The organism is Plastoroseomonas arctica (assembly GCF_018128965.1).
GTDB classification, from domain to species: Bacteria; Pseudomonadota; Alphaproteobacteria; order Acetobacterales; family Acetobacteraceae; genus Plastoroseomonas; species Plastoroseomonas arctica.
In genome coordinates this window covers 1-21501 of the sequence record NZ_JAAEDH010000002.1, presented here as the reverse complement: position 1 = coordinate 21501, position 21501 = coordinate 1, and the positions used below count along the sequence as shown (strand labels likewise).

General features: G+C 71.0%; 23 protein-coding genes. 6 read left to right on the top strand and 17 right to left on the bottom strand.

The window, feature by feature from the left end; translation table 11 throughout:
• Positions 1-15: 15 nt before the first annotated feature.
• Positions 16-612 carry a glutathione S-transferase N-terminal domain-containing protein gene (locus tag GXW79_RS02265; protein WP_211872604.1) on the top strand — a complete coding sequence of 199 codons (597 nt, stop codon included), beginning with the start codon at positions 16-18 and terminating at the stop codon, positions 610-612.
• A 1-nt stretch (position 613) separates the two neighbouring features.
• Positions 614-1048 (top strand): cupin domain-containing protein, encoded by a 435-nt coding sequence (locus GXW79_RS02260; RefSeq protein WP_211872603.1) that lies wholly within the window; start codon positions 614-616, stop codon positions 1046-1048.
• A 20-nt stretch (positions 1049-1068) separates the two neighbouring features.
• Here GXW79_RS02260 and GXW79_RS02255 read toward each other — a convergent pair whose 3' ends face one another.
• Entirely contained in the window at positions 1069-1392 is a 324-nt protein-coding gene (locus GXW79_RS02255; RefSeq protein ID WP_211872602.1) for a metalloregulator ArsR/SmtB family transcription factor, read from the bottom strand.
• A 111-nt stretch (positions 1393-1503) separates the two neighbouring features.
• Between GXW79_RS02255 and GXW79_RS02250 the strand changes: the two genes are divergently transcribed.
• Both GXW79_RS02250 and GXW79_RS02245 read left to right on the top strand, forming a co-directional pair.
• On the top strand, positions 1504-2457 hold the full coding sequence (locus GXW79_RS02250) for an acyl-CoA desaturase (protein ID WP_211872601.1): 954 nt from the start codon (positions 1504-1506) through the stop codon (positions 2455-2457).
• Entirely contained in the window at positions 2454-3059 is a 606-nt protein-coding gene (locus tag GXW79_RS02245) for a class I SAM-dependent methyltransferase (protein WP_211872600.1), read from the top strand. Before GXW79_RS02250 ends, GXW79_RS02245 begins: the two co-directional genes overlap by 4 nt.
• On the opposite strand, the gene yddG is transcribed toward GXW79_RS02245, so the two are convergent.
• Positions 3031-3894, bottom strand: coding sequence for an aromatic amino acid exporter YddG (gene yddG / locus GXW79_RS02240; protein ID WP_211872599.1), 864 nt, complete (start codon positions 3892-3894; stop codon positions 3031-3033). The two genes, GXW79_RS02245 and yddG, sit on opposite strands and share 29 nt — an antisense overlap.
• Between yddG and GXW79_RS02235 the strand changes: the two genes are divergently transcribed.
• Complete coding sequence (locus GXW79_RS02235; RefSeq protein WP_211873079.1) at positions 3815-4321, top strand: hypothetical protein; 507 nt, start codon at positions 3815-3817, stop codon at positions 4319-4321. The two genes, yddG and GXW79_RS02235, sit on opposite strands and share 80 nt — an antisense overlap.
• Positions 4322-4323: 2 nt before the next feature.
• Here GXW79_RS02235 and GXW79_RS02230 read toward each other — a convergent pair whose 3' ends face one another.
• Both GXW79_RS02230 and phbB read right to left on the bottom strand, forming a co-directional pair.
• Positions 4324-4962, bottom strand: a complete 639-nt coding sequence (locus tag GXW79_RS02230; protein ID WP_211872598.1) for a YciI family protein — start codon at positions 4960-4962, stop codon at positions 4324-4326.
• A 27-nt stretch (positions 4963-4989) separates the two neighbouring features.
• Positions 4990-5712, bottom strand: a complete 723-nt coding sequence (phbB, locus tag GXW79_RS02225) for an acetoacetyl-CoA reductase (RefSeq protein ID WP_211872597.1) — start codon at positions 5710-5712, stop codon at positions 4990-4992.
• A 225-nt stretch (positions 5713-5937) separates the two neighbouring features.
• Between phbB and GXW79_RS02220 the strand changes: the two genes are divergently transcribed.
• Complete coding sequence (locus tag GXW79_RS02220) at positions 5938-6138, top strand: hypothetical protein (RefSeq protein ID WP_211872596.1); 201 nt, start codon at positions 5938-5940, stop codon at positions 6136-6138.
• 2 nt (positions 6139-6140) lie between these two features.
• Here GXW79_RS02220 and metW read toward each other — a convergent pair whose 3' ends face one another.
• The 13 genes from metW to GXW79_RS02155 form a co-directional block, all read right to left on the bottom strand.
• The gene (gene metW, locus GXW79_RS02215) at positions 6141-6740 is read right to left on the bottom strand and encodes a methionine biosynthesis protein MetW (RefSeq protein ID WP_211873054.1); all 600 of its coding nucleotides are present in this window, start codon (positions 6738-6740) and stop codon (positions 6141-6143) included.
• 140 nt (positions 6741-6880) lie between these two features.
• A complete protein-coding gene (ftsZ, locus tag GXW79_RS02210) occupies positions 6881-8395 on the bottom strand; it encodes a cell division protein FtsZ (protein WP_211872595.1) in 1515 nt (504 codons plus the stop codon).
• Positions 8396-8444: 49 nt separating this feature from the next.
• Positions 8445-9743: a cell division protein FtsA gene (gene ftsA, locus GXW79_RS02205; protein WP_211872594.1), complete on the bottom strand. Its 1299-nt coding sequence runs from the start codon at positions 9741-9743 to the stop codon at positions 8445-8447.
• Positions 9740-10648 (bottom strand): cell division protein FtsQ/DivIB, encoded by a 909-nt coding sequence (locus GXW79_RS02200; RefSeq protein ID WP_211872593.1) that lies wholly within the window; start codon positions 10646-10648, stop codon positions 9740-9742. The genes ftsA and GXW79_RS02200 overlap by 4 nt, the downstream gene beginning before the upstream one ends.
• On the bottom strand, positions 10638-11558 hold the full coding sequence (locus GXW79_RS02195) for a D-alanine--D-alanine ligase (protein WP_211872592.1): 921 nt from the start codon (positions 11556-11558) through the stop codon (positions 10638-10640). Before GXW79_RS02195 ends, GXW79_RS02200 begins: the two co-directional genes overlap by 11 nt.
• Entirely contained in the window at positions 11555-12460 is a 906-nt protein-coding gene (gene murB / locus GXW79_RS02190) for a UDP-N-acetylmuramate dehydrogenase (RefSeq protein ID WP_211872591.1), read from the bottom strand. Before murB ends, GXW79_RS02195 begins: the two co-directional genes overlap by 4 nt.
• A complete protein-coding gene (gene murC, locus GXW79_RS02185; protein WP_211872590.1) occupies positions 12460-13899 on the bottom strand; it encodes a UDP-N-acetylmuramate--L-alanine ligase in 1440 nt (479 codons plus the stop codon). Before murC ends, murB begins: the two co-directional genes overlap by 1 nt.
• Positions 13899-15011 (bottom strand): undecaprenyldiphospho-muramoylpentapeptide beta-N-acetylglucosaminyltransferase, encoded by a 1113-nt coding sequence (gene murG / locus GXW79_RS02180; protein ID WP_211872589.1) that lies wholly within the window; start codon positions 15009-15011, stop codon positions 13899-13901. Before murG ends, murC begins: the two co-directional genes overlap by 1 nt.
• Positions 15012-15019: 8 nt before the next feature.
• Positions 15020-16162, bottom strand: a complete 1143-nt coding sequence (locus GXW79_RS02175) for an FtsW/RodA/SpoVE family cell cycle protein (protein ID WP_211872588.1) — start codon at positions 16160-16162, stop codon at positions 15020-15022.
• Entirely contained in the window at positions 16162-17475 is a 1314-nt protein-coding gene (murD, locus tag GXW79_RS02170) for a UDP-N-acetylmuramoyl-L-alanine--D-glutamate ligase (RefSeq protein WP_246503678.1), read from the bottom strand. Before murD ends, GXW79_RS02175 begins: the two co-directional genes overlap by 1 nt.
• Before the next feature lie 29 nt (positions 17476-17504).
• Positions 17505-18593 carry a phospho-N-acetylmuramoyl-pentapeptide-transferase gene (gene mraY / locus GXW79_RS02165; RefSeq protein ID WP_211872586.1) on the bottom strand — a complete coding sequence of 363 codons (1089 nt, stop codon included), beginning with the start codon at positions 18591-18593 and terminating at the stop codon, positions 17505-17507.
• The gene (locus GXW79_RS02160; protein WP_211872585.1) at positions 18590-19951 is read right to left on the bottom strand and encodes a UDP-N-acetylmuramoyl-tripeptide--D-alanyl-D-alanine ligase; all 1362 of its coding nucleotides are present in this window, start codon (positions 19949-19951) and stop codon (positions 18590-18592) included. Before GXW79_RS02160 ends, mraY begins: the two co-directional genes overlap by 4 nt.
• Entirely contained in the window at positions 19948-21405 is a 1458-nt protein-coding gene (locus GXW79_RS02155; protein WP_211872584.1) for a UDP-N-acetylmuramoyl-L-alanyl-D-glutamate--2,6-diaminopimelate ligase, read from the bottom strand. The genes GXW79_RS02160 and GXW79_RS02155 overlap by 4 nt, the downstream gene beginning before the upstream one ends.
• Positions 21406-21501: the final 96 nt, after the last annotated feature.

The window sequence follows — 21501 nt, the reverse complement described above, 5'->3', positions numbered from 1 at the left end:
GAGGAACCCCATCCGATGAAGCTGCACCACTCCCCCGCCAGCCCCTTCGTCCGCAAAGTGATGGCCTGCGCCATCGCCCGCGGCATCGATGGCCAGATCGAGCTGGTCAGGACCAACCCGCATGAGAGCCCGGCGCATTTGCTGGCCGACAACCCGCTGTCCAAGATCCCCGCCCTGGTCACCGATGACGGCGTCGCCATCCCCGACAGCCCGGTGATCTGCGAATACCTCGACGGCATCGGCGACGCGCCGAAGCTGATCCCGGCCGCGGGCCCCGAGCGCCTGGCCGCCCTCGTGCGCGAGGCCCTGGCGGACGGGCTCATGGATGCCGCCGTCGGCCGCCGCGGCCAGATGGGCCACCCGCAGGACGAGGCCCGCGCCGGCTGGGTCGCGCGGCAGAAGGCCATCGTCGAACGCACGCTGGCGACCTTCGAGGCGAACCCGCCCACCGGCCTCGCCGATATCGGTGCCATCAGCGTCGCCTGCGCTCTCGGCTACCTTGATTTCCGCTACGCCGCCGAGCCCTGGCGCGAGGCCGCGCCCAAGCTCGCGGCGTGGTTCGAATCGGTCTCGTCCCTGCCGCCGATCGCGCTCACCAAGCCCGTCGGCTGAGGTGGACCTTCGGGACAAGACGCTGGACGCCAGCGCGGTGATCGCCGCGCTGGACCTCGCGCCCCATCCCGAAGGCGGCCACTACCGCGAGATCTGGCGCGACGCCCCGCCCGGCGGCGGCCGCGGCGCCGGCACCGCGATCTACTTCCTGCTCGCGGCCGGGGAGCGTTCCCACTGGCATCGCGTCGATGCCGCGGAGGGCTGGCACTGGTATGCGGGCGCCCCGCTGGAGTTGGGCGTCGGCACCCGGACCGTCCTGGTCGGTCCGGACATCGGCGCGGGGGAGCATCCCTTCGCCCTGGTGCCGGCCGGCGAATGGCAGGCGGCGCGCAGCCTTGGCGCCTGGACGCTGGTCGGCTGCACGGTGAGCCCCGCTTTCGAGTTCGCCGGCTTCGACCTGGCGCCCGAGGGATGGTCGCCCCGCTCCGGCACCTGACCCGGCAGGCGACCGTCCTTTTACCCCTCGGACAGCGGCGTCGCCTTCGCCGCGCGCGTAGCGCTTTCCTTGCGCAGCGGCCGGCGCACCGGGCAGACCTGCTGCACATAGCCGTCCAGCGTGTTCACCAGGTTCTCGCGGACCAGCCGATAGAACACGAACTGCCCGCGCCGTTCGCTCGCGACCAGCCCCGCCGCCTCGAGGATCGAGAGGTGTTGGGAGATCGACGGCTTGGAAATCTTGAAGCGGGACGCGATGTCGCCCGCGCTCAGCTCGGCATGGCTCAGCAGCGCCAGGATCTGGCGGCGGACGGAGGATGCGAGGGCTTCGAAGACGCGCTGCATGGGCTGCCTGGATCGGGTCGGATGGTATTTAGGCATTGCGCTAACTGCTAACAAGTTATAGTTAGGTAGTTAACGAATTGAATAAGCGCAACGCCAAGCGGAGCCAACGTCATGACCTGCCTTTCCACGGATCGCATGATCGCGTCGGCGACCACCAGCGCCACGGATGGCACCATCCGCTGGTCGCCCGCGCGCTCCATCTTCACCGGCGGCATGACCGCGGCGGCGCTGCTGGCCCCGGCCTTCGCGACCCCCGGCGCGATCATCCTGTTCCTCGCGACCACGGCCGTGACGATCTGCGCGGGCCACTCGGTCGGCATGCACCGCCTGCTCATCCATCGCAGCTTCGCCGCTCCCTTGTGGGTCGAACGGCTGCTCGTCTATCTCGGAACGCTGGTGGGAATGGCGGGCCCGATCGGCATGGTGCGGCTGCACGACACGCGGGACTGGGCCCAGCGCCAGGTCGCCTGCCACGACCTGCACGCCCATCGTGCCGGCCCGCTGCGCGACGCCTGGTGGCAGATGCACTGCCGGCTCGACCTCGCCCACCCGCCGCGCTTCGCACCGGAGTCCCGCCTGAGCGAAGACCGGTTCTATCTCTGGCTCGAGCGCAGCTGGATGGCGCAACAGCTGCCCTGGGCCATCCTGTTCTTCGCGATCGGCGGGATGCCCTGGCTGATCTGGGGCGTGCCCCTGCGGGTCGCGATCAGCTTGAACGGCCATTGGCTGGTGGGCCATGTCACCCATCGGCGGGGCCCGCAGGGCTGGGTTGTGGACGGCGCCGCGGTGCAAGGCCACAACCTGCCGGCCGCCGCGCTCGTCACCTTCGGGGAGGCCTGGCATGGCAATCATCACGCCTGGCCCGGCTCTGCGCGGCTGGGGCTGGAGCCGGGGCAGGCCGATCCTGGCTGGTGGTTCATCCTGGCACTGCGCCGCCTGGGCCTGGCGTGGGACATCAGGCAGCCTGGGGACCTGCCCCGGCGCGAAGGACTTCGCCGCGTGGGTACCCTGCGGCCCACGACCGTATCGGTGCCACGCGCCGGCGCACAGGGAGCACAGCGATGAGTGATTCCCGCGCCTGGGACCAGCGCTACGCCGGTGAGGGCTTCGCCTTCGGCGCGGAACCGAACCTGTATCTTCGCTCCCTCGCGCCACGCCTGCGGCCCGGCCTGCGCGCCCTGGCGCTGGGCGACGGCGAGGGCCGCAATGGTGCATGGCTCGCCGGGCAGGGGCTCGCGACCACCAGCCTCGACTGGTCCCCCGTCGCATCCGCCAAGGCGCGTGTCTTCGCCGCGACGCAGGGCGTGGCGATGGACGTCGTCACGGCCGACCTCACCGCATGGGAATATCCAACGGCGCAGTTCGATCTCGTCGCCTGGATTTTCGTCCACCTTCCCGCCGGCGATCGCGCCCGCGTCGCCGAGGGTGCCGTGCGCAGCCTCGCGCCGGGCGGTTTGCTGGCGCTCGAATGCTTTTCGCCCGCGCAGGAAGGCCGGCGCAGCGGCGGGCCGAAGGAGCCCTCGCTGCTCTTTACCCGCAGCATCGTCGAGACGCTGTTCGCCGGCCTCGAGACCCTGGAACTGCTCGAAGGCGCCGTGCTGCTCGACGAAGGCCCCAAGCACCAGGGCCAGGCCGAAGTCATCCGCGCGCTGTTCCGGAAGCCGTAGCGGCGAGCCAGCCGCCGCCCACCACCAGCACGAGCGCGGCTGCCACGCGCCAGCCCAGCGTGCCCTCGCCGGCCAGCACCAGCAGCAAGGTGGAGCCGACCGGAACGGCGTAGGCCAGCACCCCGAGCAGCCGCGGGTCGCCGCGCTTCATGCCGATATCCCATAGGAAGAAGGCAGCGCCCACGGGCCCGGCGCCGAGAAGCAGGAGCGCCAGCCATTGCGACGGGCCGGGCGCGACGGTGGTCTCGAAGACCAGGTGCGCGATGGCGGCGAGCAAAGCGCTGGCCAGACAGAACCCCGCCACGGCCTCGGTCGGCACCGCGGCCATCCGCCGCGAGGTCACCGAATAGAGCGCCCAGACCAGCGCCGCGCCGATCGCGGCGGCGAAGCCGGGCAGCGCGCCGGCCGTGCCGAAGCCTTCGCCGCCCCCCGCCACCAGTACGCAGCCGGCAAAGCCGCACCCCACCCCGAGCAGGCGTCGCCCGCCAAGCGGCATGCCCAGCAGCGGCGCCGCGAACACCACGATCAGCAAAGGCCAGAGATAGTTGAGCAGGTTCGCCTCGACCGGCGGCGCCCAGGCGAGTGCGGCGAAGAACAGCGCGTGGTAACCGAACAACCCGCCCACGCCATGCGCCCAGGCCAGCGGCGGCTGTGCCAGCGCCGCCGCGCGCCCGCGCCAAACCACCACCGCCAGTCCGAGACCGCCACCGATTGCGAAGCCCAGCGCGGTGACCTGCAGCGGCGGCAGCGGTGCGGTGAGGCGGCTGAGCACCGCCAGGAAAGCCCAAAGAACGAGCGCGCCAACGCCGGACAAGGTCGATCGTTGCGCAGTCATCCAGCCAATCGCGCCGTTGTGCTGCGCGCGTCACAGCATTGCGGCGCTTTCATGCCCGCTGCCGCAACCCAGGGTCTATACACTTGTTTTCGTCGAACAGGATTCGGAGGCCATCATGGATCCCTCTGCCGACTTCGAAACGGTTTTTTTCGCTGATTACCTTGTGCCCGTCGTCCTTATCCTGGCGCTCGTGATGCATTGGCTGCTGCACCAGGTGACCGAGCGCATGTCGCGCTGGCACATCTCGCTGCCCGGCGTGATCACGTCGTTGATCTGGGCGTCGGCGGGCTGGCTGATCGGCGGCATCGGCGGCGCGGTGACCTTCGCGCTCGGCACGGCGGCAAGCCTGGCCTTCGCGGTCATGGACGAGCGCATGCGCCGCGCCCGCGACCTTGCCCATCACCGGAGCGGCATCCGCTTCAGCTGAGGTCAGGACGCCGCGCCCGGCAACGGGCGATAGGGGAGGGGCGCGAACCGCGTGCCCCACCGCTGCACATCCTTCCACACACCCCCGGTCACGTAGGGGTCTTCCGCCCAGGCGGCTTCAGCCTCCGCATCCGAGGCATGCGCCGTGACGGCGATGGAGCCGATCATCCTCGCCTCGTCGGCGTCGAAGATCGCCCCGCCGAGTGCAAGCGTGCCGTCCTTTGCCCAAGCGGTCACCCGGTCGAGGTGCGGCGGTCGTGCGCTGGCGCGCCGCGCGGGCGCCTCGCCATCCTGCGCGTCGTAGGCGAGCGTGATGGTGTGGGTGCGTGAACTCGCCGCCGGCCCGGACGGCAAGGGCCGATAGGGGAGCGGGGCGATGCGGAAGGGCATCGTCTCGATGCGGTCCCACACACCCTCCGCCGCAAAGGGCTCCGCCGCAAGGTAGGCATCAAGGCCCGCCCTGTCGGGCACCTCAAGGATCATCAGCGACCCTACCGGCTGGAACGCCGCGTCGAACAGCGGCACGCCGAGCGCGAGCCGCCCATCCTCCGCCCACGCCGTGATGACCGCGAGGTGGCGCGACCGCGCCTGCATCCGCCGCGCCGGGTCAGGCCCGTCGAACGCCAAGACCGCATAGCCCATCCGAATTGCTCCCCCCGACCAGGTCGATCAGTACATGTGCTGGCCGCCATTGATCGACAGGGTCGAGCCGGTGACGAAATCCGCCTCGTCGGCGGTGAGGAACACGACGCCGCGCGCGATGTCCTCGGCGGTGCCGAGCCGGCCGCGCGGGATGCGCGCGATGATCTTCTCCAGCACGTCGGCCGGCACGGCGCGCACCATCTCGGTGTCCACGTAGCCCGGCGCGATGGCGTTGACGGTGATCTGGTTGCGCGCGCCTTCCTGGGCGAGCGCCTTGGTGAAGCCGTGAATGCCCGACTTGGCGGCGGCGTAGTTCACCTGGCCGAGCTGCCCGGCCTGGCCGTTGACCGACCCGATATTGACGATGCGGCCGAACTTGCGCGCCGCCATGCCGTCCCACACCGCCTTGCACAGGTTGTAGCAACTGCCGAGGTTGGTATCGATCACCTCGTCCCACATCTGCCGGGTTAGCTTGCGCATCATCCCGTCGCGCGTGATGCCGGCGTTGTTCACCAGGATCTCGATCGGGCCATGGGCTTCCTCGATCGCCTTGACCGCGGCTTGCGTGGCATCGAAGTCGGACACGTCGAACTTGACGCAGGGAATGCCGGTGCGATCGGTGAAGGCGGCCGCGGCCGCGTCATTGCCGGCATAGGATGCGACGACCTTGCGCCCCGCTGCCTGCAAGCCTTCGCTGATCGCCGCGCCGATGCCGCGCTGACCGCCCGTCACGAGTGCCACACGAGCCATGTCCAGCCTCCCTGTTCTGAATCTTATACCGTTACCCTAGACCCGTTCGCGGGCCGGCCCGCAAGCGGTAACCATCATGGTGCGGCGCGATATCGCGCTTCGTGAGCCTGCGGCAAGCGCGCATCACAATTGCTGCTGGTCTCTGCGAGACCACTTCCTGTCGTCGCGCGGGTATGCTTCTGTTAACGAAATGGTCGACGCGTTGCTGACAAGGATCCTGTTCCAATGGCCGAAGCCGTGATCCTGACCGTGCCGGAGAGCTCGAGCGCCGATCGGGAGGCGCTCCGCATGATGCTGGAATATGTCGAGGTCGAGTGCCGCCGCATCGGCGCCCTCGCCGCCGCCCGGCATGCGGCGCAGGCGGCCGCCTCCATCACCGAGGCCGGCATCGCGCCGGCGCCGATGACGCTCAACCCGCTGCACTGAGCTCAGGCGCGGCGCAGCAGGAACAGCGCCTGCTGGCCGAACAGGTTGGCCAGCCGCACGCTGCGCCGCCATGGCCCCTTGAGGCCCTTCTCATCCACTGCGAGCCACTGCTCGACCTGGTAGCCATCCATGCGGCACAGCGCGAAGAAATCCGCGATGGTGCAGGGATGGATGTTGGGGGTCTCGTACCAGGGGCGTGACCAAGTCTCGCTGTCGGGCATGCGGCCGGTCACCAGCAGGCGCCAGCGCATCTGCCAATGACCGAAATTGGGGAAGCTCACGATGGCGCGGCGGCCGATGCGCAGCATCTGCTGCAGCACCGCGCGCGGCCGCTCCACCGCCTGCAGCGTGCGCGAGAGGATGACGTAGTCGAAGGCGCCGTCGGGGTAGTGCTGCAGGTCGTGGTCGGCATCGCCATGGATGACCGCGAGGCCTGCGGCGACGGCGCGCGTCGCCTCGGCCATGTCGATCTCGATCCCCCGCGCATCGGCCCGCTTCTCACGCGCAAGCAGCGCGATCAGCGCGCCGTCGCCGCAGCCGATGTCGAGCACGCGGGCATCAGGTTGCACCATCTCCGCGATCAGGCGGAGATCGAGGCGCATGTTCTTGGCAACGTAGCGAATGTCGTCAGGCATGGGCGGAGACTAGCCTGGGGAAGGGAATTTCCCCAGGCCTCGGAGGAACCAGACCTCAAGGCACCGGAGGCCACCCTATCTGGCCGCGCCCGGCACCTGAAGGCCGTCTAATTGCTCTGCCGGCGGAGGAAGGTCGGGATCTCGATGCCCATCTCGTCCTGCGGTGCGTGCTCCGCCTGGCGCGGCGGCTCCGGCGGCTGCACCGCGCGCGGTGCTTCGGGCGGCAAGGTGCGCACCAGCATGTCGCCACCCTGCAGGGTCACGCGCTTGAACAAGGCGCGGAACCCGCCACGCGCGGGCTCGGGCTGGGATTGCGGCTGCGGCCGGGCGGCCGGCATCGCCTCGAGCTCCGCACGTGGCGCGACGGGGGCGAGGAACACAGGGTGCTCGCCCGGGGCGGTCTCGATCTGCGGCGCGGTGATGCGCGGCGGGCTCTGGTCCGCGGCGCGGCGCATGAAGCTCGGCATCTGCGCGCCGGCCGCCGGCTGCGGGCCTGCCGGCTGCGCGCCGTAGGTGCCGGTCGCCTGCACGATTAGCGGCTCGACCTCCTGCACCATCGGCGCCATGGCCGGCGGCGTCGCGGCGACGCCGCCGACGGCGACCAGCGTGGGGCGCACATTGGTCTCGGGCTTGCCCTGCACGGCGGTGGCCACGTCGATCCCGGTCGCGACGACCGAGACGCGGATGCGCCCGTTCAGATCCTCCTCGACCGAGGAGCCGAAGATGATGTTGGCTTCCTCGTCCACTTCCTCGCGGATGCGGTGCGTCGCCTGGTCCACCTCGAACAGCGTCATGTCGTGGCCGCCGGTGATGTTGATCAGCACGCCGCGGGCGCCGCGCAGCGAGGTGTCCTCCAGCAATGGATTGCTGATCGCGCTCTCCGCGGCCTTGCGGGCGCGGTCGTCGCCCTCGGCCTCGCCGGTGCCCATCATCGCCTTGCCCATCTCGGCCATCACCGTGCGAATATCGGCGAAGTCGAGGTTCACGAGGCCGGGCTTCATCATCAGGTCGGTCACGCCGCGCACGCCCATGTAGAGCACGTTGTCGGCCATCTTGAAGGCCTCGGCGAAGGTGGTGCGTTCATTGGCCATCCTGAACAGGTTCTGGTTCGGGATGACGATCAGCGTATCGACCACCTCCTGCAGCAGCTCGAGGCCCTGCTCGGCGCCGCGGCGGCGCTTGGGGCCCTCGAAATCGAAGGGCTTCGTCACCACGCCCACCGTGAGCACGTTGCGCTCGCGCGCCATGCGCGCGATGACCGGCGCGGCACCCGTCCCCGTCCCGCCGCCCATGCCGGCGGTGATGAAGACCATGTGCGCGCCGTCGAGATGTTTGGCGATTTCCTCGCTGGCTTCCTCGGCCGCCGCGCGCCCGATATCGGGCTTCGCACCGGCGCCCAGGCCCTGCGTCAGATGATGGCCGAGCTGCACGCGGCGCTCGCTCTTCGAATGCACCAGCGACTGCGCGTCGGTGTTGGCGACGAGGAATTCCACCCCGTCGAGCCCCATCGAGATCATGTTGTTGACGGCGTTGCAGCCGCCGCCGCCCACGCCGATGACGGTGATGCGCGGAGAGAAATCCGTATGGTGGACGGATTTCGGCACGGTGAATTCGAGGGTCATTCGATAACTCTCCTTCCTCAGTAATGCGGGAAGCCGAAGGCGCTGCGCATCACACGCGGTCCTTCAGCCAATGGACGAGACGCTTGAGTGGCCCGCGTCGGGGATCGGGGCCGGGGGCGATGTCGAGCACGGGGCGACCGACGCCGGCGCCCCAGGCGAGCAGGCCGGTGGCGGTCGCGAAATCGGCGACCATCAAACTCTCCGGCAGGCCGCGCACGGGGTGCGGCCGGCCGAGGCGGACCTGGCGATTGAGGATGCGCGCGGCGAGCTCATGCACGCCGATCAGCCGGCTCGCGCCGCCGGTCAGCACCACGCGCGTGCCAGCCTCCCGGCCGAGGCCCGCAGCATCGAGCTTCTCGCGCAGCAGCTCGAAGGTCTCCTCGATGCGCGGGCGGATGATGCCGGTGATCATGGAGCGCGGGATGCGGGCGATGTGCTGGTCTTCCTCGCCCAGCATCGGCACCGCGAGGAAATCACGGTCGTCGCCAGGCCCGCCGTGGACGCCGCCATGCATGGTCTTCAACCGCTCCGCATGTGCGACGGGGGTGGAGAGGATGCCGGCGAGATCGTTGGTCACGTGCTGCCCGCCGACCGCGATCTGCGCGGTATGCAGCAGCAGCCCCTCCGAGAAGACCGCGAGCGAGGTGGTGCCGCCGCCCATGTCGATCACCGTGCAGCCCAGGTGCTTCTCATCCTCGACGAGTGTCGCGAGGCCCGAGGCGAAGGGGGCGGAGACCAGCTCCTCCACGTCGAGGTCGCAGCGCTGCAGGGTCGCACCCAGGTTGCGCAGGGATGCCTGGCTGGCTTCGACCATGTGGAGGCGCGCGCTCAGCGTGTCGCAGATCATCCCGCGCGGATCTTCCGCGCCGGGCGTCGCATCGACGGTGAAGGCGAGCGGGATGGCGTGCACCGTCTCCCGCCCCTCGCGCTCCGCCTCGCCGGAGCGGCGACGGCCCTCGGCGAGGATGGCGCGCAGGTCGGTTTCGGTGACCGCACGCCCGCCGATCGGCCACTGGATCGGCAGCAGCCGCGATTCCGGTTGGCCGCAGGAGAGGTTGAGGATGGCACCCGCGAGTTGGGTGTCCGCCATCTCCTCCGCCTGGCCGACCGCGGCGCGGATCGCGCGCTCCGCCTCGTCGAGGTCGACGATGGACCCGCCCTTCACGCCGCGCCCGCGCTGCCAGCCGAAGCCGAGCGCGCGTGGTTCGCCGTCGCTCTCGATGCGGGCGATGATGCAGACCACCTTGGTCGAGCCGATGTCGATGATGCCGAAGGGGCCGCTGCGCGCATTGCGGCGGCGGCGCGCATCGCGCCCCACGCCCGGGGGCACCCGTGCGATCTCGTTCATGCGCCCCTCCGCGCGCCGGTCGGGCGCGGCGCTTCGGGTGCGGCGGGCGCGCTGACCTGGCGCAGCACCAGCCGGTCCGGCAGGCGCATGTCGATGGCCACCAGCGGGCGGTCCATCAGCTGCTGTTCGCGCTGCAGCGCGGCGAGGCGCGTGATGGCGGCCGCCTCCGCCCCTTCGGGCAGCATGACGTCGGCGCCGTTGTGCAGCTTGAGGTTCCATCGCCGCTCGCCGATGCGGACCAGCGCCTGCACGCGGCTTGCGATGTCCGGCTCGCCGCGCAGCGTGTCGTAGAGCCCGGCGGCGGCGAGGTTCGCACCCGGCCCGACGATCAGCGGCAATGGTCCGAACTGGTCGAGCCGGTCCTGCGCGATCACCCGCCCGCCGCGATCGATCACCACGAAGCGGCCTTCGCGCTGCCAGATGGCGAAGGGGCTGCGCTCCTCGATGCGGATGATCAGCGTCTCGGGCAGGCGGCGCTCGATATGCGCGCGCTGCACCCAGGCGATGGTCTCGAGCCGCACGCGCGCCGCCTCGAGCGAGAAGCCCAGCAGCGGGTCGCCGCGGGAGACGCCCAGGGCGGCGCCGATCATGTCGAGCGGCGTGTTCTGCCGGCCCACGATCTCCACGCGCTGGATGCTCATCCCGAAGCCGCGGCCGAGGTCGGAGACATCCTCGATCAGCGCCTGCGCACGCCCGGCCGGGTCCGCGGCCCAGATCGCCGCACCGGCGAAACCGAGTGCCGTGACGGCTACGATCCCGAGGGCGGCCGGCCGCAGCATGCCCCGCCGCCGGCGCAGCCACAGCTTCAGGCGCGACGGACGATCGATGGGCTTGGCGCGTCGCGTGGGTGCGCGGCGGGATTGCGCTGCGGGCCCGGCCAGGCGCGGAGGGGCTTCAACACCCATGGCGCGCCTCCCCGACCATCCAGGCGCAGAGCGCGGGGAAGTTCATGCCGCAATGCGCGGCCTGCTCGGGCAGCAGCGAGGTCGGCGTGAGGCCGGGCTGAGTGTTGACCTCCAGCAGCACCAGCTCGCCGGGTTCGCCCCGCGTGTCGTCGTAGCGGAAATCGGCGCGCGTGGCGCCGCGGCAGCCCAGCGCGCGATGCGCGGCGAGGGCCACATCCATCGCGCGGTCGCGGACCGCGGGGTGGATCCGCGCGGGGATGATGTGGCGGCTGCCGCCAGCAGCGTATTTGCTGTCGTAGTCGTAGAACTCCCCGGCATCGGCGAGGATGTCGGTGACCTCCAGCGCGCGGTCGCCTAGCACGCCCACGGTCAGCTCGCGGCCGGGGATGAAACGCTCGGCCAAAATGTCGTCGCCGAAGCGCCAGCCGCGCGCGATCTCGGCACGGCGATTGTCGCCGGCGCGGATGATGTGGACGCCGACGGAGCTGCCTTCCTGCGCCGGCTTGACCACATAGGGGAGCGGCAGGGGGTCTTCGGCTTCAAGTGCGGCGCGCGTCACGACGCGCCCTTCCGCGATTGGCAGCCCATGCACCGCGAAAACCGCGCGCGCTGCGACCTTGTCCATCGCGAGTGCGGAGGCGAGCACGCCCGAATGTGTATAGCGAATGCTCATCCAATCGAGCACGCCCTGGATGCAGCCATCCTCCCCGAAGCGGCCATGCAGCGCGTTGAACACCACATCCGGCGCGGGGGTCAGCGCCGCGACCAGCGCGCCGAGATCGGCACCTGCATCGATGGTGGTGACGGTGAAGCCGGCCTCGCGCAGCGCGGCAACGACCTGCGCGCCGGAGGCGAGGCTGACCGCGCGCTCGTTCGAAATGCCGCCCATGAGGACCGCGACGCGCGTCATGGCGCGGGCTCCCCGATGCGTTTGATCTCCCACTCCAGCGTCACGCCGGCATGCGCCAGCACGCGCGCGCGCACGTCCTCGCCCAGCGCTTCGAGATCGGCAGCACTTGCGCCACCGAGATTGAGCAGGAAGTTGCAATGCTTCGCGCTGACCTGCGCGGCGCCGAGGGTGAGCCCGCGCGCGCCGGCGGCGTCGATCAGCGCCCAGGCTTTTTCCCCGGGCGGATTCTTGAAGGTGGAACCACCCGTACGCGCACGGACCGGCTGCGCGGCCTCACGCTCGGCGCGGATGGCGGCGAGGCGCGCGGTGACAGCGGCGCGGTCGCCGGGGATGGCGTGGAAGCGCGCGCGGGTGACGACACCGCGCGCGGGCAGCGTCGCGTGCCGATAGGCGAAGGCTAGCGCATCAGCGCTTAGGCGCACGAGGCCATCCGGCGTTGCGACCTCCGCCCAATCCAGAACATCGCGGATTTCGCCGCCGTAGGCGCCCGCGTTCATCGCGACCGCGCCACCGACCGTGCCGGGAACTCCCACCAGAAATTCCAGCCCCGCAAGGCCGCTCGCTGCCGCGGTTTCCGCCAGCGTCACGTCCAGCGCCGCCGCACCCGCGACGATCCCATCCGCCTCGACGTCGATTGCCGAAAAGCCGCGTGCGAGGCGCAGCGCCACGCCGCGGATGCCGCCATCGCGGATGAGCAGGTTCGACGCCGCGCCCAGCACGGTCAGCGGCATCGCGCCGGGCATGTCGCGCAGCAGCACCAGCAGGTCATCCACATCCGCAGGCCGCACCAGAACATCGGCCGGGCCGCCCACGCGGAACCAGGTGAAGGGGGCGAGCGCCACGTCGTGCTGCACCCGCCCGCGCAGCGGCGGCAACGTGGCGGCGAGGGGCGCGCGCGGCATCACGCCCCACCACCCGGACGGGCAGGCTTGCGCGTCTGCAGCGCGGTCAACTGGGCCGGCAACGCATGCGCCCAGTTGGTGATCGTGCCGGCACCCAGGCACACCACGTAGTCGCCGGCCTTGGCGATGGCGTTGACCATTTCCGCCAGGCTCTCCGGCCCCGGCAGCGGCACCACGGAGCGGTGCCCGTGCGAACGCAGACCCTCGACCAGCCCGTCCTTGTCGATGCCCTCGATGGGCGCTTCGCCGGCGGCGTAGACGTCGGCCACGATCACCGTGCCCGCGTCATTCATGCACTGGCAGAATTCCTCGAACAGCGTCGCGAGGCGGCTGTAACGGTGCGGCTGCACCACCGCGATCACGTCGCGCGCGCCGGCCTGCCGCGCCGCCTTCAGCACCGCCGCGATCTCCACCGGATGGTGCCCGTAATCGTCTATGACGGTGATGCCCCCCGATTCACCGGTGCGCGTGAAGCGCCGCTTCACGCCCTTGAAGCCCGCGAGTGCCGAGCGGATCACATCCTCATGCACGTCCATCTCGACGCCGATCGCGATGGCGGCCAGCGCATTGGCCACGTTGTGCGCGCCGAGCATCGGCAGCCGGAAGGGCTTGAGCATGCGCGAGCGCCGCGTCGCGCGATCGCTCACCACCACTTCGAAGGTGGCCCCCATGCGGTCGGAGATCATGCGCTCCGCCCGCACATCGGCCTGGGGCGAGAAGCCGTAGGTGATGAGGCGCCGGTCGGCCAGGCGCGGGATCATCGCCTGCACCTCCGGGTGGTCCATGCACAGCACCGCGAAGCCGTAGAAGGGGATGTTCGAGACGAACTGGTAGAAGCCCTCCTTCATCGCCTCGCCGGTGCCCCAATGGTCCAGGTGCTCGGGGTCCATGTTGGTGACGACTGCGACCACGGCGGGCAGTTTGAGGAAGCTGCCGTCGCTCTCATCGGCCTCCACCACCATCCAGTCGCCTGCGCCCAGGCGCGTGTTCGTGCCATAGGCATTGATGATGCCGCCATTGATCACGGTCGGGTCGATCTTGGCCGCTTCCAGCACCGTCGCGACCAGGCTGGTCGTGGTCGTCTTGCCATGGGTGCCGCCGATCGCGATCGACCATTTCAGCCGCATCAGCTCGGCGAGCATCTCGGCGCGGCGCACCACCGGAATGAATTTTTGCCGCGCCGCGACGACCTCGGGATTGTCGCGCTTCACCGCGGTGGAGGTGACCACCACCTGCGCCTCGCCGAGATTGGCCGCCGCATGGCCCACGGTGACGGCGATCCCGGCAGCGCGCAGGCGCTGCACATTGGCACCCTCGGCGATGTCGCTGCCTTGCACGCGGTAGCCGAGATTGTGCAGCACCTCCGCGATGCCGGACATGCCGATGCCGCCGATGCCGACGAAATGGATGGCCCCGATGTCGAGCGGCAGCGCGCGCATCAGCTTGCCTCCGCTCTCGCGGCGATCAACGCCTGCACCCGGTCCGCCAGCACGCTCGCCGCATCGGGGCGCGCCAGCGGCTGCGCGGCACCCGCCATGCGCGCGAGGCGCCCGGCATCGGCCAGCAGCTCGCTCAGCAGTTCGGCCAGCGCCTCGGCCGTGAAGCGGGGCTGCGGCATGACCACGGCGGCACCGGCGTGCTCCAGCGCGCGCGCATTCGCACTCTGGTGGTCGTCGATCGCGTGCGGCAGCGGCACCAGGATGGCCGGCCGCCCCGCGCAGGCGAGCTCCGCGATGGTCGATGCGCCGGCGCGCGCGACGACCAGATGCGCCATCGACAGCCGGTTCGCGATGTCGGGGAAGAAGGCCGAGACCTCGGCGGGGATGCCGAGCGCCGAATAGGCATCCCGCGTGCGGGAGAAATCCTCGGCGCGGGCCTGCTGCGTGACGACCAGGCGCGCGCGCAACGCCTCGGGCAGCAGTGCAACCGCCTCGGGCACCACATCGGCAAAAACCCGCGCACCGAGGCTGCCGCCGGTGACCAGCAGCCGCAGCGCGCCATCGGGCAGAGAATAGCCAGCCCCCGACAGCGCCGCGAGCGCGGGGCGCACCGGGTTGCCCACGACCTCGGCGCGCGTGCCCTCGGGCACCGAGCGCGTGCCGGCGAAGGAGAGCGCGATCAGATCGGCGCGCGTCGCGAGCGCCCGGTTGGCACGGCCGAGTACGGCATTCTGCTCATGCAGGATCATCGCCGGCCTGCGCGCCGACGGCATCAGCGACGCTGCCATCAGCGGCGGGACGGAGGGATAGCCGCCGAAGCCCACCACCGCGCTCGCATCCAGGCGCTTGAACAGCCGCCGCGCGGCGAAGGTGCCGGCGACAAGTGCGGCGGCACCGCGAACGGCCGACACCAAGCCGCGCCCCGAAAGCCCCGCGCCGGCCAGGGCGAAGCGCTCCGCATTGGCGAAGGCCGGGCTGTCGAAGGCGGCACTGCGCGCATCGGTCATCAGCGCGATCCGCTCACCGCGCGCGATCAGCGCCACCGCGAGCGCCTCGGCGGGGAACAGATGCCCGCCGGTGCCCCCGGCGGCGATGACGATCGGACGTGCCACGGGGCCCCTCACGCCTCCGCCCCGGAACTGCGCGTCACGCGGCGGCGGGTGAGTGCGAGCAGCATTCCCATCCCCAGCGCGATCGCGATCACCGAGGACCCGCCATAGCTCACGAAGGGCAGCGTCATGCCCTTGGTCGGGATCAGGTGCAGGGTGGAGGCCATGTTGATGAAGGCCTGCAGGCCGAACTGCGTGAGCAGCCCCGCGGCCGCGAGCACCACGAACAGGTCGCTCTCGCTCAGCAGCTTCAGCAAGCCGCGCACCACCACGAACAGGAACAGCCCCAAGATGACCAGGCACACCACCATGCCGAATTCCTCGCCGGCGACGGCGAAGACGAAATCGGCATGCGCGTCGGGCAGCACGTTCTTCAGCCTTCCCTCGCCGGGGCCGCGGCCGAGCAGCCCGCCATTGCCGAAGGCCTCGAGCGCGGTGCAGATCTGGTAGTTCTCGCGGTCATTGCAGACCGGGCTGAGGAAGGCCGCCACGCGGTCGCGCACATGCTGGCGGGTGAGGTAGACGACCGCGCCCAGCCCGACCGCGAGCGCCCCCGCTCCACCGACGACGAACAGGTTGATCCCGGCGACGAAAATCTGTGCGAACAGCACCACGGTCACGACGAACAGCATGCCGATATCCGGCTGCTGCTTCAGGATCAGCCCGACGATCGCGAACAGGCACAGCGTGATGATCATTCCCGGCAGCTTGCTGCCCGGCGCGCGGCCTTCCGCGATCAGCCAGGCCGCCACCACCGCGAAGCACGGCTTGAGGAATTCCGAAGGCTGCAGCGACAGGAAGGGGATCGGCAGCCAGCGGCGCGCACCTTTGATCTCGACGCCGATCACGAGCGTCGCCGCCGTGGCCACCAGCGCGCCGGCGAAGCCGAGCAGCGCGAGCCTTCGGATGTTCTTGGGCGAGAGCAGCGAGACAACCACCATGACCGTGGCCGCGAGTGCCAGGTAGGCCACCTGCTTGATGAAGAAGCTGTGGCGCGAGGAGGTGCCGATGCGCTCGGCCACCGCCGGCGACGCCGCGAGCATCATCACATAGCCGATCGCGATCAGCGCCATCAGCGCCGAGAGCGTCCAGCGATCTACGGTCCACCACCAGCGGCCGAGGGTCGAATCATCGCTGCGCGAGAAGGCGGCCATCAGCGCGCCCCCCCGGCGAGTGCGAGGACCTGGGCGCGGAACGCATCGCCGCGCGCGTCGAAGCCCGGGAACTGGTCCCAGCTGGCGCAGGCCGGCGAGAGCAGCACCACCGGCGCGGCAGCCTCGGCATGGGCGGCGGCAATGGCGCTGGCGAGGTCGCCGACCACCGCGTGCGGCACGCCGTGGCGCGCCAGCGTCGCGGCGAGGAGCGGCGCGTCGCGCCCGATCAGATAGGCCTTCGCGACGCGGCCAAGCCACGGCGCGAGGCTCTCGATGCCGCCATCCTTCGCGATGCCCCCCACGATCCAGGCGACGCGGTCATAACTGGCCAGGGCGCGCGCGGCGCTGTCGGCATTCGTGGCCTTGCTGTCGTTGATCCAGGCGACGCCGCCGAACTCGGCCACGCGCTCGAGCCGGTGAGGCAGGCCGGGGTAGCTGAGCACCCCCGCCGCGATGGCCGCGCGCGGCACGTCGAGTGCCAGGCAGGCGGCGGCGGCGGCGGCGGCGTTCTGCGCATTGTGCGCGCCGGGCAAGGCGCGCGCCTCGCGCAGGTCGCAGAACGCGCCCTCCTCATCGCGCAGCACGCCATCGTCGCACCAGACGCCGCCTGGCTGGCGCGTGGTCGCCGAAATTCGGCGCACGAAACCCGCCCGGCCCTGCGCCATCGCGGCGCTGGCCTCGTCATCCATCCCGACCACCGCGGTGTCGCCGGCGACCTGGCGCGCGAAGATATTCGCCTTCGCAGCGACATAGCCGGCCATGCTCCCATGGCGGTCGAGATGATCGGGGGAAAGGTTCAGCATTACCCCTGTGTTGAAGCGCATCCGCGCGAGTCGCTCCAACATGTAGGACGACATTTCGAGGGTATAGATGCCCTCGTGCCACAACATGTTGAGTCCGAGCGCCGGCGGCCCGAGATTGCCGCCAACCTCGGACACCCGGCCCGCGGTGGTCAGGATGTGGTGGATCAGCGCCGTCACGGTGCTCTTCCCATTGGTGCCGGTGACGCCCACGAAGCGCGCCTCGGAGCCGCTGGCCCGGACCGCGCGGAACAGGAATTCCACGTCGCAGAGGATGGGAACGCCAGCGGCTCGCGCGGCCTGCGCGGCCGCATGCGGCACGGGGTGTGTGTGCGGAATGCCGGGCGAGAGCAGCAGCGCATCCGCGTCCAGCCCCTCGGCCGGATCGCGCAGCGTGAGGCCCTCGGCGGCCGCGCGATCGCGTGCATCCGCGCAGTCATCCCAGGCGGTCACATCCGCGCCCCAGTCGCGCAGGCGCCTGGCCGCGTCGAAGCCGGCCTTGCCCAGACCCATCACCGCGACCCGCTGTCCCACGAACGGCGTCACCGGATCTTCAACGTGGACAAGCCGACCAGCGCCAGGATCATCGCGATGATCCAGAAGCGGATCACGATGGTGGGTTCGGCCCAGCCCTTCTTCTCGAAATGATGGTGCAGCGGCGCCATCAGGAACACCCGCTTGCCGGTGCGCTTGTACCAGAACACCTGGACGATGACGGACACCGTCTCCACCACGAACAACCCGCCCACGATGGCCAGCACGATCTCATGCTTGGTCGCGACCGCGAGCGCGCCCAGCGCGCCGCCCAGCGCGAGCGAACCGGTATCGCCCATGAACACCGCGGCCGGCGGCGCGTTGAACCACAGGAAGCCGAGGCTCGCCCCGATCATTGCCGAGGCGAAGACGGCGAGCTCCCCGGTGCCAGGCACCGCGTGCAGCTGCAGGTAGTCCGCGAAGATGCGGTTGCCGACCAGGTAGGCGATCAGCGCGAAGACCGCCGCCGCGATCATCGCCGGCACGATGGCCAGGCCGTCCAGCCCGTCGGTGAGGTTCACGGCGTTGGAGGCGCCCATCATCACAAGCGTCGCCAGCAGCGGGAACAGGATCCCCAGCGGGATCAGCACTTCCTTGAACACCGGCATGGCCAGCTTGTCCGACAGCGGACCGGGCATCAGGTAGCTGAGCCAGATCGCGGCGACCAGGCCGAGCCCCGCCTGCGCGATCAGCTTCATGCGGCCCGAGACGCCCTTGGTGTTGCGCTTGGTGACCTTGAGGAAGTCGTCGGCGAAGCCCAGCGCGCCATAGCCCAGCGTGACCATCATCACGCACCAGACGAAGCCGTTGCGCAGGTCCGCCCACAGCAGGGTCGATCCCGCGAGTGCGAGCAGGATCAGCACCCCGCCCATGGTGGGCGTGCCCTTCTTGGTGATGAGGTGGCTCGCCGGCCCATCCTCACGGATCGGCTGGCCGCCGCGCTGGCGCGCGCGCAGCCAACGAATGATCGAGGGCCCGAAGAACAGCGCGATGATCAGCGCGGTGAGGCAGGCGGCACCCGCGCGGAAGGTCGTGTAGCGGATCAGGTTGAACAGCGGGAACCCTTCGGCGAAGGGCGCAAGCAGATTGAAGATCATCGGGGCGAACTTTCGGTCAGTGTCCGCACCACGGTTTTCATGCCGGTGGCGAGGCTGCCCTTGACGAGGACGCCATCCCCGTCGCGCAGCGCGGCCGCCACCAGGGGCGCCAATGCGGCGGAGGTCTCCGCCCAGGCGCCGATCGATCCAGCGGGCAATGCGGCGAGGGTGTGGCGCATCAGGGGCCCGCAGGCAAACACCAGGTCGGCGGCGGCAGCGACATGCGGCGCAAGGGCCGTGTGCTCCGCCTCGGCGAAATCGCCGAGCTCGCCCATCTGGCCGAGCACTGCGACGCGCCGCTTCGCCGGCAGCAGCTTCAGCAGCGCCAGCGCCGCGCGCATCGAGGGCGGCTGGCCGTTATAGGCCTCGTCCAGCAGCAGCGCGGAGCCGCCATCCGGCGTCGCGACGGTCCGGCGATCGCCACGCCCCGGCATCGCGCGAAAGTCGGCAAGCGCCGCGCTCCCCGCCGCGATGTCGGCACCGAGCGCGGCAGCGGCGGCCAGGGCGGCGATGGCGTTGCGGGCCATGTGCGCACCCGGCGTGCCGAGGCGGAAAGCCAGGCGCGTGCCCAGGATGTCGGCCTCGATGTCGCCGCCCTCGGCATCGGCGGCGACGCGCAGCGCCTGCGCCTCGCCGCCCTCGCCGAACAGGATCACGCGCGCCGCGCCGGCGGCCTCGACCAGGATGTCGAGATGCGGCGCGTCACCGGGCAACACCGCGATCCCGCCGGCATCGAGGCCGGAGAAGATCGCGCCCTTCTCGCGCGCAATGGCCTGGAGGCTGCCGAGATGGCCGATATGCGCGGCGGCGACCGAGGTGATCAGCGCCACGTCCGGGCGCGCCATGCGCGCGAGGGGGGCGATCTCGCCGGCGTGGTTCATGCCGATCTCTATGACCGCGTATTCCGCGTCGCGCGGCGTGCGCGCGAGGGTCAGCGGGACGCCCCACTGGTTGTTGTAGGAAGCCTCGGCGGCATGGGTGACGCCGCTGGCCGCGAGGATGGCGCGCAGCATCTCCTTCGTCGTCGTCTTGCCGACGCTGCCGGTCACCGCCACGACGCGCGCCGCACTCCGCGCCCGCCCGGCGCCGCCGAGGGCGGCGAGGCCGGCGAGGGTATCCGTCACGCGCAGCAGCGGCGCCGCCACGCCCGGGTCGCGATGGACCATCGCGGCCCCGGCGCCGGCCGCCATTGCGGGGCCGACGAAATCATGCCCGTCGCGCTCGGCTACAAGCGCGATGAAGAGGTCGCCCTTCGCGACCGCGCGGCTGTCGATGGCGACGCCGGTGACGTCGGCGGCGTGCATCATGGACCCACCGGTCGCCGCTTCCATCTCGACCGAGGTCCAGAGCGGCGTCATGGCGCCACTCCCGCGAGGCGCTTGACCACCGCGGCATCATCGAAGGGCAGGGTCACACCCGCGATGGTCTGCCCGCTCTCATGCCCCTTGCCGGCGACGGCCAGGATATCGCCGGCGCGCAGCGCCGCCATCGCCACCGCGATCGCCTCGGCGCGGTCGCCGATCTCGATGCCGTCGGGGCAGGCGGCGCGGATGGCGGCGCGGATCAGCGCCGGGTCCTCGCCGCGCGGATTGTCGTCGGTGATCCAGCAACGGTCGGCGAGGCGCGCGCAGGCCGCCCCCATCAGCGGCCGCTTGCCGGGGTCGCGGTCGCCCCCGGCGCCGAACACCACGTGCAGCTGCCCCGTGACATGCGGGCGGAGTGCCATGAGCAGGCGCTCCAGCGCGTCGGGCGTATGCGCGTAGTCCACATAGACCGCCGCGCCATTCGGCAGCCGTGCGGCAAACTCCATCCGGCCGCGAACGCCGACCAGCCTGGGTGCCAGGGACAGCGCCTCGGGCAGGCCGGTCGCGATGGCGAGGGCCACGGCCATCAACACGTTCTCCGCCTGGAACCGGCCGGGCAGGGCAAGTTCCAGTGTCTGCGGCACGCCGCCGGCCTCGATCTCCAGCACCTGGCCGGTGGTCTGCGGGTGCAGCGCCAGCAGGCGGATCTCGCGGCCCGCCTCGCCGACCTCGATGCGGCGTAGCCCCCGGCGGGCCGCGATGGCGCGCAGCCAGTCGAGCGTGGCGCCGTCCATGTCGGCGTTGAACACGGCCGGGGCACCGGCGGGCAGCAGCGTGTCGAACAGGCGCAGCTTGGCGGCGCGATAACCATCCATCCCGCCGTGGAAATCGAGGTGATCGCGCGTGAGATTCGAGAACCCCGCCGCCGCCAGCCGCACGCCATCCAGGCGCCGCTGCTCCAGCCCATGCGACGAGGCCTCGATCGCGGCGCGCGCCACGCCCGCGGCAGCCAGCGCAGCGAGCCGTTCATGCAGCGTCACCGGGTCGGGCGTGGTCAGCGTCGGACCAGGCGGAAACCCCTCGGCCACGATGCCGAGCGTGCCGATCGACGCGGCGCGCTGCCCGGCGAGCGTCCAGAGCTGGCGCAGGAAATCCACCGTGCTGGTCTTGCCGTTGGTGCCGGTCACGGCGATCAGCGTGGCGGGCTGCGCGGCATGGAAGGCGGCCGCCATCAGTGCGAGGGCACGGCGGGGATCATCGGCGCGCAGCAGCGGCACCGGCGCGATGCCCGCCGGCCAGGGCGTGCCCGAGGGTGCGAGCACGGCGGCCGCACCGCGCGCCACGGCCTCGGCGATGTAGCTCGCGCCATCGGCGCGGGTGCCGGGCAGCGCGGCGAACAGCGTGCCGGTCTCGACCGCGCGGCTGTCGGCGGTGATGGCGGTGACCTCGGCCAACCCGGCCGCCTCCCCCGGCAGTCCCGCGGCGCGCGTCAGGTCAACGAGCCGCAAGATCGGCCTCCCGCGCCACCGCCTGGCGCAGCGGTCCGGCGGGGGCCGTGGCGGCGGGGCGCGTCGCGGGCAGGGTCGTCTCGCGGCTCGCCGCAG

Coding starts and splice junctions, on each gene's coding strand:
- GXW79_RS02265 (WP_211872604.1), top strand. CDS start 16: ATGAAGCTGCACCACTCCCCCGCCAGCCCCTTCGTCCGCAAAGTGATG.
- GXW79_RS02255 (WP_211872602.1), bottom strand. CDS start 1,392: ATGCAGCGCGTCTTCGAAGCCCTCGCATCCTCCGTCCGCCGCCAGATC.
- GXW79_RS02250 (WP_211872601.1), top strand. CDS start 1,504: ATGACCTGCCTTTCCACGGATCGCATGATCGCGTCGGCGACCACCAGC.
- GXW79_RS02245 (WP_211872600.1), top strand. CDS start 2,454: ATGAGTGATTCCCGCGCCTGGGACCAGCGCTACGCCGGTGAGGGCTTC.
- yddG (WP_211872599.1), bottom strand. CDS start 3,894: ATGACTGCGCAACGATCGACCTTGTCCGGCGTTGGCGCGCTCGTTCTT.
- GXW79_RS02230 (WP_211872598.1), bottom strand. CDS start 4,962: ATGGGCTATGCGGTCTTGGCGTTCGACGGGCCTGACCCGGCGCGGCGG.
- phbB (WP_211872597.1), bottom strand. CDS start 5,712: ATGGCTCGTGTGGCACTCGTGACGGGCGGTCAGCGCGGCATCGGCGCG.
- GXW79_RS02220 (WP_211872596.1), top strand. CDS start 5,938: ATGGCCGAAGCCGTGATCCTGACCGTGCCGGAGAGCTCGAGCGCCGAT.
- metW (WP_211873054.1), bottom strand. CDS start 6,740: ATGCGCCTCGATCTCCGCCTGATCGCGGAGATGGTGCAACCTGATGCC.
- ftsZ (WP_211872595.1), bottom strand. CDS start 8,395: ATGACCCTCGAATTCACCGTGCCGAAATCCGTCCACCATACGGATTTC.
- ftsA (WP_211872594.1), bottom strand. CDS start 9,743: ATGAACGAGATCGCACGGGTGCCCCCGGGCGTGGGGCGCGATGCGCGC.
- GXW79_RS02200 (WP_211872593.1), bottom strand. CDS start 10,648: ATGGGTGTTGAAGCCCCTCCGCGCCTGGCCGGGCCCGCAGCGCAATCC.
- GXW79_RS02195 (WP_211872592.1), bottom strand. CDS start 11,558: ATGACGCGCGTCGCGGTCCTCATGGGCGGCATTTCGAACGAGCGCGCG.
- murB (WP_211872591.1), bottom strand. CDS start 12,460: ATGCCGCGCGCGCCCCTCGCCGCCACGTTGCCGCCGCTGCGCGGGCGG.
- murC (WP_211872590.1), bottom strand. CDS start 13,899: ATGCGCGCGCTGCCGCTCGACATCGGGGCCATCCATTTCGTCGGCATC.
- GXW79_RS02175 (WP_211872588.1), bottom strand. CDS start 16,162: ATGGCCGCCTTCTCGCGCAGCGATGATTCGACCCTCGGCCGCTGGTGG.
- murD (WP_246503678.1), bottom strand. CDS start 17,475: ATGGGTCTGGGCAAGGCCGGCTTCGACGCGGCCAGGCGCCTGCGCGAC.
- mraY (WP_211872586.1), bottom strand. CDS start 18,593: ATGATCTTCAATCTGCTTGCGCCCTTCGCCGAAGGGTTCCCGCTGTTC.
- GXW79_RS02160 (WP_211872585.1), bottom strand. CDS start 19,951: ATGACGCCGCTCTGGACCTCGGTCGAGATGGAAGCGGCGACCGGTGGG.